The sequence below is a fragment of the Mesorhizobium sp. ZC-5 genome (genome assembly GCF_025753855.1).
In the GTDB taxonomy this organism is placed as follows: domain Bacteria; phylum Pseudomonadota; class Alphaproteobacteria; order Rhizobiales; family Rhizobiaceae; genus Neomesorhizobium.
Genome location: NZ_JAOWPT010000007.1, coordinates 12,691 through 23,220 on the forward strand (window position 1 = coordinate 12,691; position 10,530 = coordinate 23,220).

11 protein-coding genes are annotated in these 10,530 nt (G+C 59.8%); 8 read left to right on the top strand and 3 right to left on the bottom strand.

The features are described from left to right. Window positions 1-422 precede the first annotated feature (422 nt). On the bottom strand, window positions 423-812 hold the full coding sequence (locus OHD58_RS18765) for a hypothetical protein (protein WP_354494175.1): 390 nt from the start codon (window positions 810-812) through the stop codon (window positions 423-425). A gap of 97 nt (window positions 813-909) precedes the next feature. Here OHD58_RS18765 and OHD58_RS18770 point away from each other — a divergent pair, with 97 nt between their 5' ends. Then, window positions 910-1,077 (top strand): hypothetical protein, encoded by a 168-nt coding sequence (locus tag OHD58_RS18770; RefSeq protein ID WP_006204585.1) that lies wholly within the window; start codon window positions 910-912, stop codon window positions 1,075-1,077. Between the two features lie 330 nt (window positions 1,078-1,407). Here OHD58_RS18770 and OHD58_RS18775 read toward each other — a convergent pair whose 3' ends face one another. Then, window positions 1,408-1,791, bottom strand: coding sequence for a hypothetical protein (locus tag OHD58_RS18775; protein ID WP_263804950.1), 384 nt, complete (start codon window positions 1,789-1,791; stop codon window positions 1,408-1,410). Between the two features lie 318 nt (window positions 1,792-2,109). Here OHD58_RS18775 and OHD58_RS18780 point away from each other — a divergent pair, with 318 nt between their 5' ends. After that, a complete protein-coding gene (locus OHD58_RS18780) occupies window positions 2,110-3,669 on the top strand; it encodes a dicarboxylate/amino acid:cation symporter (RefSeq protein ID WP_006204587.1) in 1,560 nt (519 codons plus the stop codon). 512 nt (window positions 3,670-4,181) lie between these two features. Here the strand turns inward: OHD58_RS18780 and hemN are convergent. Continuing rightward, entirely contained in the window at window positions 4,182-5,531 is a 1,350-nt protein-coding gene (gene hemN / locus OHD58_RS18785; protein ID WP_263804951.1) for an oxygen-independent coproporphyrinogen III oxidase, read from the bottom strand. A 158-nt stretch (window positions 5,532-5,689) separates the two neighbouring features. Here hemN and OHD58_RS18790 point away from each other — a divergent pair, with 158 nt between their 5' ends. From OHD58_RS18790 to ccoP, 6 genes are all read left to right on the top strand, one after another. Next, window positions 5,690-6,436, top strand: coding sequence for a Crp/Fnr family transcriptional regulator (locus tag OHD58_RS18790; protein WP_040583499.1), 747 nt, complete (start codon window positions 5,690-5,692; stop codon window positions 6,434-6,436). A gap of 167 nt (window positions 6,437-6,603) precedes the next feature. Further along, entirely contained in the window at window positions 6,604-6,912 is a 309-nt protein-coding gene (locus OHD58_RS18795; protein WP_156788634.1) for a hypothetical protein, read from the top strand. Between the two features lie 85 nt (window positions 6,913-6,997). Then, window positions 6,998-8,629 (top strand): cytochrome-c oxidase, cbb3-type subunit I, encoded by a 1,632-nt coding sequence (gene ccoN, locus OHD58_RS18800; protein WP_006204595.1) that lies wholly within the window; start codon window positions 6,998-7,000, stop codon window positions 8,627-8,629. Then, a complete protein-coding gene (ccoO, locus tag OHD58_RS18805) occupies window positions 8,620-9,351 on the top strand; it encodes a cytochrome-c oxidase, cbb3-type subunit II (RefSeq protein ID WP_006204597.1) in 732 nt (243 codons plus the stop codon). The genes ccoN and ccoO overlap by 10 nt, the downstream gene beginning before the upstream one ends. A gap of 12 nt (window positions 9,352-9,363) precedes the next feature. Then, entirely contained in the window at window positions 9,364-9,519 is a 156-nt protein-coding gene (locus tag OHD58_RS18810; RefSeq protein ID WP_006204598.1) for a CcoQ/FixQ family Cbb3-type cytochrome c oxidase assembly chaperone, read from the top strand. After that, window positions 9,516-10,382 (top strand): cytochrome-c oxidase, cbb3-type subunit III, encoded by an 867-nt coding sequence (gene ccoP / locus OHD58_RS18815; RefSeq protein WP_006204599.1) that lies wholly within the window; start codon window positions 9,516-9,518, stop codon window positions 10,380-10,382. Before OHD58_RS18810 ends, ccoP begins: the two co-directional genes overlap by 4 nt. The last annotated feature ends 148 nt before the right edge of the window (window positions 10,383-10,530 follow it).

Below are 10,530 nucleotides of genomic sequence, written 5' to 3' on the forward strand. Positions count from 1 at the left end.
ACAAAATTGTCCAGCCGCACCGGAGGAGCAAGGCAGCCAAGCGTCTGCTAATTCGGTGAACGAAGACGCAGAGTTTTTCCTCACGCTGATCGTCTGCGACGGGTCTTGTTTCTCTAGAGCAACACGGCTGCCGGTGATAGCTACGGGAAAACATCACGCAAAAGAACATGCGCAGCGTCAATGGCGAGGATGAATCATGGAATCCGAACATATTAGATTTTGAGCGTGCTGCCGCGGCGCGGATACTGGCCGCAAGAAGCTTAAGGATGACGGCTCAACCGCTCGCTTCGAAACAAAAAGGCCCGTCCGGAGGCGTGCCCGCTGCCGGTAAGACGTAGGACGGCCAAGGCGCGAGCCGACGAGGCCAAGTGGCTGTTATAATGAGCTGCTACACCGTTACCTCACCGCCGTGCTTGAGAAGGTCAAGTTGAACGATCGACGCGGCCCGATTTTCGAAGCTTCGCCAGCAAGATTGATGCCGTGCCTCGGTAGCTAGCACTGACCTGCTCGGCCATGGGCAGTGAATTCCACGCGGTTAGTTTGGCCACTAGAAAATCGTTGTCTGGGTTTATTGGTGCGGAGCTAAGTTGACCCTCTTTGTCCATCATGATTGCCACGGTGCCGGTTGCGCCATATCCAATCGCCGCCATTCTGCGAATGCGGGTGTCGCCGTCCACGCGAATGTCGAACAAAACCGAGCCGCCAGTTTTCTCCGCGACGTCGTCCACCCGATCGGAAAACGGACGCTGTATGCCGCCTGTATTGGCGAGGGACTGCTCCAACAGCGCCAGTTCAACATACTCCGCCATCATCCCGCGAGAGTGCGCGGCATGCCGCGCAGGACCAATAGGCCGTGGACGGCTTATCCACACAAAACAGCCGCCAATCGAGACGGCGCCTGGGAACCCCATGACCAAGAACCAACGCGCCGCCGCGCGACGGCACAGCCGTGCGAAACACAAGGCGACGCATTCGCTAAACCAGATAGCGGTCAAGCAGACCGCAACGCTGGAGCGGATGATGTTGCAGACCAGCCGGTCCGGTTCGCTTGCAGTATTGCAAGCGAAACAATTCTGAGACCCAAATGACCCGTCGAAGTCAGCACAAACGCGACGGTGGACCGCCTGTGGCAAGCAAGGTTGTGCGCTGGCGGCCTGCAGACCGCGCCGGAATGACTGCTCGCTGTTGGCCAGAGTTCGCCGACAATGCCGGGGCGAACGATTTCCTTGCAGGCGTGGCACCAACGTGGGAGTTTTCCACCCTCATGTCGGACTGCAAGGTGTTGCGGCTGACATTTGGTCGACGATCCCATCGAGCGGAAACCAGGGTTGCTATCCCAGCCGGGTTCAATTCGCGGATCGTCATGCCACCGCAGCCGCCGCACCTTGAAAAGGCGGCAGGCCGCTTTTACCGTCTTGCCTTGCGCCAGCCTGCCGCGACTGCCTCCGCCTCGGACCAGAACCAGCGCTCGCCATATCGAGGGCTAATCTTGGTTTCCCAATAATGTTCTTGACCAGGGATGTGGTAGATTCGTTCCCCGGTGTTGACGGAAATATTCCCCTTGATATCGCAACTGCCCGAGCCGGTCATGGCGCCGCCTGTCGCGACGCCTGGCACAACGAGATCTGCGACAGTTTCGAGGCTGCTTGGGCTCCCCGTGAGAAAGGCGGCTAAGGGAACTATCACCATCGCAATGAGAAATTGCGGTTGCCAGCGGCGACGCCGCTTCCTGGCGCGCTTTCGCCACCGGTCAGCCTGATTGGCACCCTGCTCGCGATTGACTTTGCCCATGCCCCTCTCTCCCAGACTGGAGGATGCGTCCTTTGCGAACGAGAGTCCATGCGCACGTGATGCCAAGGCTGATTACGGGGTCCGCCAGCGCGTTCCAAGCATATGAGGACAGGCGGCCCTTCTTTCGATGAAGGCACGCGCCTGCGGCGAGTGCAGAAATCCGCACATGCACGGCGTGAGAGATCCCGCGCGTTTCTCGCGCCACTGCGGTTTGGCACGGAGCTTGCGGCGGCATTGGTACAGCGTTCGACCGGAGCGCCGCGGTGGAAGAAGCCCGGGACGGTCGAAACTCGCCCCAATCCGGTCAGGGAGAGAAAAATGCTAGCTCCACCAGTCCGCAGCGCGAATCCCGCGCCTCGCAAGCCTCTCTACGCCCAGCTTTACGTGCAGGTGCTTGTCGCCATCGCCCTCGGCGTCGCAACTGGCTATTTCTGTCCGGGGATCGGCGAGAGCCTGAAGCCGCTGGGCGATGCCTTCATCAAGCTCGTCAAGATGATCATCGCGCCTGTCATCTTCCTGACAATTGCAACCGGCATTGCCGGTATGAACGATCTTCACAAGGTCGGCCGTGTCGCCGGCAAGACCATGGTCTACTTCCTGAGTTTCTCGACGCTCGCACTGATCGTCGGCCTCATCGTGGCCAATGTCGTTCAGCCCGGCGCCGGCCTCAATATCGATCCCGCCTCGCTCGACCTGCAGTCCGTGAACAGTTACGCCGCAAAGGCCCACGAGCAGTCCGTGACGGACTTCCTGATGAACATCATTCCGTCGACGATCGTCGGCGCGTTTGCGCAAGGCGACATCCTGCAGGTGCTGTTCTTCTCGGTTCTCTTCGGCATCGCGCTGGCGATGGCCGGTGAGGCGGGCAAGCCTGTCGTTTCCTTCCTTCAGGCGCTCATCGCGCCCGTCTTCAAGCTCGTCGGCATTCTGATGAAGGCTGCCCCGATCGGCGCTTTCGGCGCGATGGCCTTCACCATCGGCAAATATGGCATCGGCTCGGTTGTGAACCTGGCGATGCTGGTCGGGACGTTCTATTTCACCGCCTTCCTCTTCGTGTTCGTCATCCTCGGCGCGGTCTGCCGTTACAACGGCTTCTCGATCGTTGCTCTCATCGGCTACATCAAGGAAGAGCTGCTGCTTGTCCTCGCAACGTCCTCTTCAGAGGCCGCGCTACCCTCACTCATGGAGAAGATGGAGAAGGCCTGCGCCGCGCGTTCGGTCGTGGGCCTCGTCGTCCCGGCCGGATATTCCTTCAATCGGGATGGCACCAACATCAACCTGACGCTGGCGGCCCTCTTCATCGCGCAGGCGACGAATACGGATCTGTCGATCGGCGATCGGATCCTGCTGCTTCTTGTCACCATACTCTCGAAGGGAGCAACTCGCATTACCAATACCGGCTTCGTCACGTTGGCCGCGACGCTCCTTGTCGTCCCGACCGCTCCGTTCGCCGGCGTGGAGCTGATCCGTGCTGTCGAGCAATTCATGTTCGAATGTCGCGTGCTGAGGAATCTGCTCAGCAACGCTGTGGGAACGCTCGCCGTCGCCTGCCGGGAGGCCGAGCCGGATGAAATTCGTTTGGCAGGCGCCCTCGCGAGCAGACCTTCGGCGCTTTGGCGGTGGAAGGTCAGGTCACCCGGCATGGCGAAGGGCGGCCACGGTTGGCCGGCTCGCGCGAACGCCTATCAGGTATTGAGGGCAGGGCGCGAAGCCGTCGTAGAGGAGCCGTTCGCTGGTAACGCCACCAATAGAGCCCCGCAACTTATCGTACTCCGGGAACTGCGGGGCAAGCGATCAAAAGTAATGACCCACCTTTACGCCAAAGGCACCAATGCTGGCCTGCCGTCCGCCGCTCATTGGAGCCCGCCCCATGTCTAAGCCAAACTGCCGGCTCTGTTGCCACGATCGCACCGATGAGGACATCAATCTGGCGCATAATCTAGCGGAAAGCGGTCATCGGAGAATTTTGACTGGGTCTCCTCACTCCAGGACCACGAGCTCGCGCGCCAGGAGCCCTGTCACATCTTGGTTGCGATAGCGCGATGCGATGCATGTCCTATGCGCCAGTTCGAATCATTCGCACAACGCCAGGTCGGTGGGCTTCGAGCGGCATGTTATCGACAAGGTCGAGACCCCGATCCTGGATCCGGCGAAGACGATTGTTGTCTGCTTCCGATACAAAAAGGCGGCCGGACTCAACGTGGCGCTTGCGGGACTTCGAAATGAAATAGGGTGCCGGAAGGCACGACCGGACGATATCGTCGCTAATGCCATCGCATCTGGTCCGTTGTGAAATCCTATCTTGACGCGAAAGTGGTCGATGAAGAGTCAAAAACGTAGCGCAATCGGTTCACGATCGACTGAAAACCGTGACCTTTCCTCTGCGGTGCTCAGATTGCCGCCGAATGCCTGGCCGCTCCACTTTCGAAATATTTGTCGAACTTCACCGCAATGCTCCTCACGAACGGACGATTTTCCGCCGGCACGACGAAACTGTCGCCTTGGAGTTCAAGCAGTCGAGCGGGATCCTGAAGGGCGATGGAGCTTGCCTGAAGAAGCAGCTTTTGGCCGGCTTCCCCGAAGCTCTCCACCAGGTCGATCGCCGAGAAGGCGAAATCGCACATCAGCCGCTCGATGATCCAGCCCCGGCCGCGATCGTCGTCGGACAGCACGATCCCGCGCACAGCAGCCAACCTGCCGTCTGCAACCATGCGGCCGTACTCGCCGGTCGAAGGCATGTTCTGCACGTAGCCCTGGCGAAAACGGCCGATGGACGAAGGGCCAAGTCCGATCAACGTCTCGCAGCGATCCTCGGTGTAACCCTGAAAATTGCGATGCAAAGTCCCCGCGCGGGCCGCTATAGCCAACGCATCGCCCGGCTTTGCGAAATGGTCGAGCCCGATTGATTCGTACCCCTCGTCCACAATCGCTCGCGCGGCAAGTCGCGATTGAGCGAACCGCTCGGTGGTGTCGGGAAGCCATGCCTCGTCGATCATCGTCTGGTGTTTCTTGAACCACGGTACATGGGCGTAGCCAAAAAGCGCTATCCGGTCTGGCTCCAGGGTCAGCGCCCGCGCGACGGTGGAGGAGACGCTCTCCCTTGTCTGATGCGGCAAGCCGTAAAGCAGATCGAGGTTCACGGACTCGACACCGCGTGAGCGAACTCCGTCGACGACTGCCTTGGTCTGCAAAAAGCTTTGCTTGCGATTGATTGCCTTTTGCACGTTCGGATCGAAATCCTGCACGCCGAGGCTCGCCCGCGTCATCCCGATTTCAGCAAGTGCATCAAGGCGGGCTTCGTCCGTATTGTTCGGATCGATCTCGACGCTGATCGTCGCATCGCCGAGAAAATCGAAGCTGTCCCGCAGGACCGTGCCCAGTGTCATCATGTCCTCGGGCTTCAGCATCGTCGGCGAACCGCCCCCGAAATGAACTGCGCGAACTCGGCCCTTGCCGCTGACAAGGCCGCCAACAGTCGCAATCTCCGCATACAGCGAGCGCAGATATGCGGCCACTGGCTCATAGTGGCGGGTCTGCTTGGTATGGCACGCGCAGAACCAGCACAGCCTGTCGCAATAGGGAACATGCAGGTAAAGCGATATCTCGCCACCGCTTTCGAGCGCCTCCAACCAGCCGCGGTAAACGACAGCATCGATGCCCGGATGGAAATGCGGCGTGGTCGGATAACTGGTATAGCGCGGGACGTTCTCGCCAAGTCTGGCAGCTAGTTCCGGTAGCATGTCGTGACCCACGGTGTTTGCTTTTCGCTGGAACTCTGGAGGCATTGACGAGCCAAGCCCTGATTTGGGTCAACCTCCGGCACGGACAAACTGCCGCAAGGATTTTTCTACCGTCGATTGCTATCCTGCCGACAAATTGGGACCGGTAGAGCGATCAAATGACAGTACGGCAGGACATTCGCAGTTCCGGCATTCCCGCTCTTTGCCTGTCTTGCGAGGCACGGCACCACGGCGTCTGTGGTGCGCTCGATCCAGACCATTTGGCTCGGCTCGCCAAGACGTCGTCGCGGCACAAGATCGATCCGGGGGTCGAACTGATCGGCGACGCTGAGACTGTCGACAGCTATTCAAACCTGCTTTCAGGCGTGGTGAAGCTGACGAAGAGCCTTTCGGACGGCCGCCAGCAGATTGTCGGCCTCCAGTTCGCGCCGGATTTTCTGGGACGGCCCTTCAGAGTCAAAAGCACGATCAATGCGGAAGCCGCAACAGCTGTCTCGCTGTGCTCGTTTCCCAGGGCGGCCATCGAACGGACGATGAAGGAATCACCAGAATTTGAGCACCGCCTGCTCAAGCAGACGCTCTACGAACTCGACGAGGCACGTGAATGGATGGTGACTCTGGGGCGCAAGACCGCACCGGAGAAGGTGGCGAGCTTTCTCCTCATGATCGCCCGGAATATCGATTCCAGTCTTGAGCCTGGGGCCAGGTCGGCGTGCTTCGAGCTGCCGCTGACGCGTGCCGACATTTCTGATTTCCTTGGAACCACAAACGAGACGGTGAGCCGTCAGCTGACCAGACTGAGAATGGACGGTGTGATCCGGATCGAGAACAACCGCCATGTCACAGTGGACAGCATGAGCCGGCTGGAACAGCGCTGCGGCGGCCGAGGCGCAACCGCCCCTTGAATGAGCGATGTATCGCGCTTCGAAGAAGCCGCGTAGCATGAACCCGACTGCTTCCACACTCGCTATCGGATGACGATCTCCGATCGCCAGGAGCGTTTTGGCCACCTCGTCTTGCGAAGCATTGATCCCCGAGGTGCTCGACGCGCAACCGGCTGGTGGACGCAAGATTGGGCTCGGCCAAGGTCAGCACGCCTTATACGCGCAGGAAAAATGACCGTCTCCTCGAAGCGTTCGCGCTGGCTGTCCCAAGGCATTTGAAGGCGATCGACGTACGGCAAGGCACCGGCTATATTTTCCAGCGCGTCGCAGACGCGCGCTTCACCACATCGTCCGGAATCGCCTCCACACCGGCCCGGCCCGGGGAACCGGACTTGTCCATAAACGGGGCGGCCCGTTCGGCATTTTCTCGTTCAATCGCCATCTTCCAATCGCACCGAACTCAATGCTGCCCCGAAGCAAAAATCGTGCGGCTCTGACATGGATCAGGGCAAGCAGGCGGCGGCTGCGCAATTAGTGGACTGCGGATTTGGCGTCCGTCGGAATTGGAGATCGGAACTTGCGATGAAATTCGGCACAGAGATCGTCCTTCTAAGCCTGTTCGCGTTTGCGGCTTTTGTGGCTGCCGGCTTCGGCGTGGACGAGCCATTCCGACAGCATATGTTGGTGCTGCTCATCGCGCTGCTGGGTTTCGCCGCTGTTCTTCTACGCAACACGAGTTTCGCGCCGGCAGCCGCGGTCGATCCGTCAGCCTATATGGATGGTCCAATCCGATACGGCGCCATCGCGACCATGTTCTGGGGTATCGTCGGCATGACTGTCGGTGTGGTCATCGCGCTGCAGCTTGCCTACCCCGATCTCAACATCCAGCCCTGGTTCAATTTCGGCCGTTTGCGGCCGCTGCATACGTCGGGTGTCATTTTTGCTTTCGGCGGCAATGCCCTTCTGTGCACGTCAATGTATGTCGTGCAACGAACCTGCCGCGCGAGGCTATTCGGCGGCAATCTCGGCTGGTTCGTGTTCTGGGGCTACCAGCTCTTCATCGTCATGGCCGCGACTGGCTATCTGCTCGGCATCACCGAGAGCCGTGAATACGCCGAACCCGAATGGTATGTGGACATCTGGCTGACCATCGTTTGGGTCGCCTATCTCATCCTGTTCCTCGGCACGATCCTGAAGCGCAAGGAACCGCACATCTACGTCGCCAACTGGTTCTACCTCTCCTTCATCGTGACCATCGCGATGCTGCATGTGATCAACAACCTCTCGATGCCGGCGTCCTTCCTCGGTTCCAAGAGCTACTCCGCCTTTTCCGGCGTTCAGGACGCCTTGACGCAGTGGTGGTATGGCCACAATGCCGTCGGCTTCTTCCTGACCGCCGGCTTCCTCGGCATGATGTATTATTTCGTGCCAAAGCAGGCGAACCGACCGGTCTATTCCTACCGCCTTTCGATCATCCACTTCTGGGCGCTAATCTTCCTCTATATCTGGGCCGGTCCACATCACCTGCACTACACTGCCCTGCCTGACTGGGCGCAGACGCTCGGTATGGCATTCTCGATCATGCTGTGGATGCCTTCCTGGGGCGGCATGATCAACGGTCTGATGACGCTCTCCGGCGCATGGGACAAGCTCCGCACCGATCCGATCATCCGCATGATGGTGATGGCCATCGCCTTCTACGGCATGTCGACATTCGAAGGTCCGATGATGTCGATCAAGACGGTCAACTCGCTGTCGCACTACACCGACTGGACCATCGGGCACGTCCATTCCGGTGCGCTCGGCTGGGTCGGCATGATCTCGTTCGGCGCGATCTACTACATGGTGCCGAAGCTCTGGAACCGTGAACGGCTCTACTCCCTGAGGCTCGTCACCTGGCACTTCTGGCTGGCGACGCTCGGGATAGTAGTCTACGCCGCTGTCATGTGGGTCTCCGGCATCATGCAGGGCCTGATGTGGCGCGAATACGACGAGCAGGGTTTCCTGGTCTACTCCTTCGCCGAAACCGTGGCCGCCATGCACCCCTACTATGTCATGCGCGCCATCGGCGGAGCCATGTACCTCTCCGGCGCCCTCATCATGGCCTGGAACATCACCATGACGATCCTTGGCTACCAACGTGAGGAAGATCCGATGCCGGGCTCTGTTCCAGCCTTCCAGCCTAAGCGATCAGGAGCGAGAAATTGGGCTTGATGGACAAACACGCAATCATCGAGAAGAACGCCTCGCTTCTTCTCGTTGGTTCCCTTCTTGTAGTGACCGTCGGCGGCATCGTTGAGATCGCACCGCTCTTCTATCTCGACAACACGATCGAGAAGGTGGAGGGCATGCGTCCCTATTCGCCGCTCGAACTTGTCGGGCGCAACATCTATGTGCGCGAGGGCTGTTATCTCTGCCACAGCCAGATGATCAGGCCGTTCCGCGACGAAGTCGAGCGCTACGGTCACTATAGTCTCGCCGCCGAGTCGATGTACGATCACCCGTTCCAATGGGGATCGAAGCGCACGGGGCCGGATCTCGCACGGGTCGGTGACCGCTACTCGAATGTATGGCACGTCGAGCACCTTACGGATCCGCGTTCGGTGGTGCCGGAATCGATCATGCCGAGCTACGCGTTCCTCAAAGACGCATCGATCGACGTGAAGGACTTCTCGACGCATCTGGTCGCCAACAGGCGTGTCGGTGTCCCTTACAACGATGACATGATCGCGCACGCCAATGTCGACCTGATGGCGCAGGCCGATCCCAGCGCCGACACATCCGGCCTTGAGGCCCGCTATCCCAAAGCCAAGATCGGCGACTTTGACGGCAACCCGCAACAAGTCACCGAAATGGATGCCCTCGTCGCCTATCTGCAGATGCTCGGCACGCTGGTCGATTTCAAGAACTACGACGAAGCCACCGGCTACCGCTGAGGAGCTTTATCCATGGATTACAATTTGATGCGAGAGTTTGCCGACAGCTGGGGTCTGGTCGCCATGGCGCTTTTCTTTGTCGGTGCAATTGCCTTCGCGCTCCGCCCCGGCAGCCGCAAGATGGCCGACGAAGCTGCCCAGATTCCCCTTGAGGACGGCAGATCATGAGCAACAACGAGCACATCGACGAAGTGTCGGGAGTCTCCACGACTGGTCATGATTGGGACGGTATCAGGGAGCTGAACACCCCGCTTCCGCGCTGGTGGGTCGTAACCTTCTACGTCACGATTGTCTGGGCGATCGGCTACACCATCGCCTATCCGGCATGGCCGCTGCTGAACTCGGCGACGAAAGGTGTGCTCGGCTATTCCAGCCGCAACCAGGTCAAGAACGATCTGGCGGTGGCCGAAGCCGCCAAGGGCAAATATGTCGAGGCGGTAGGGTCCAAGAGCGTCTCGGAGATTGCCGCGGACGATGGCTTGCGCGAATTCGCGGTCGCCGCCGGTGGCGCCGCCTTCAAGGTCAATTGCGTCCAATGTCATGGCTCCGGTGCCCAGGGCTCCAAGGGCTTTCCCAATCTCAATGACGACGACTGGTTGTGGGGCGGCAAGGCCGAGCAGATCCAGCAGACGATCACGCACGGAATCCGCTTCGCGTCCGATACTGACACGCGGATCTCGGAAATGCCGGCCTTCGGTGACATCATCACCCCTGACCAGATTGCTCAGGTGAGCGCATACGTGGCCAGCCTTTCCGGCAAGGTCCAGGACGCAAGCCTCATCGAGCCAGGCGCCAAGGTCTTTGCCGAAAATTGCGTCGCCTGTCATGGCGACAATGCAAAGGGCAACAAGGAACTCGGCGCTCCCGATCTGACCGATGCGATCTGGCTTTATGGACCGGGCGAGACGGCCATCGCCGCCCAGGTCCGCGCGCCGAAACAGGGCGTGATGCCGGCCTGGATCGGGCGGCTCGGCGAGACCAAAGTCAAGGAGCTTGCAGTCTATGTCCATTCGCTTGGCGGCGGAGAATAGTAACCCAAGCCTATTCTCGACCCCCCTCCCGCCAAGCGACGAGGCCCGGCGCGCGCCGGGCCTCGACTGCATCGCGGCATCGGGCGACTGACCTGCATCAACGCATCGCTGCCCGCCATACGGCAAGCTTGCTCAACGCGGGCATCAG

Bases quoted from the DNA above. Each gene is read 5' to 3' on its own strand.
- hemN (WP_263804951.1), bottom strand. From the start codon at position 5,531: ATGCTACCGGAACTAGCTGCCAGACTTGGCGAGAACGTCCCGCGCTAT.
- OHD58_RS18810 (WP_006204598.1), top strand. From the start codon at position 9,364: ATGGATTACAATTTGATGCGAGAGTTTGCCGACAGCTGGGGTCTGGTC.
- OHD58_RS18770 (WP_006204585.1), top strand. From the start codon at position 910: ATGACCAAGAACCAACGCGCCGCCGCGCGACGGCACAGCCGTGCGAAA.
- OHD58_RS18790 (WP_040583499.1), top strand. From the start codon at position 5,690: ATGACAGTACGGCAGGACATTCGCAGTTCCGGCATTCCCGCTCTTTGC.
- OHD58_RS18765 (WP_354494175.1), bottom strand. From the start codon at position 812: ATGATGGCGGAGTATGTTGAACTGGCGCTGTTGGAGCAGTCCCTCGCC.
- OHD58_RS18775 (WP_263804950.1), bottom strand. From the start codon at position 1,791: ATGGGCAAAGTCAATCGCGAGCAGGGTGCCAATCAGGCTGACCGGTGG.
- ccoN (WP_006204595.1), top strand. From the start codon at position 6,998: ATGAAATTCGGCACAGAGATCGTCCTTCTAAGCCTGTTCGCGTTTGCG.
- OHD58_RS18780 (WP_006204587.1), top strand. From the start codon at position 2,110: ATGCTAGCTCCACCAGTCCGCAGCGCGAATCCCGCGCCTCGCAAGCCT.
- ccoP (WP_006204599.1), top strand. From the start codon at position 9,516: ATGAGCAACAACGAGCACATCGACGAAGTGTCGGGAGTCTCCACGACT.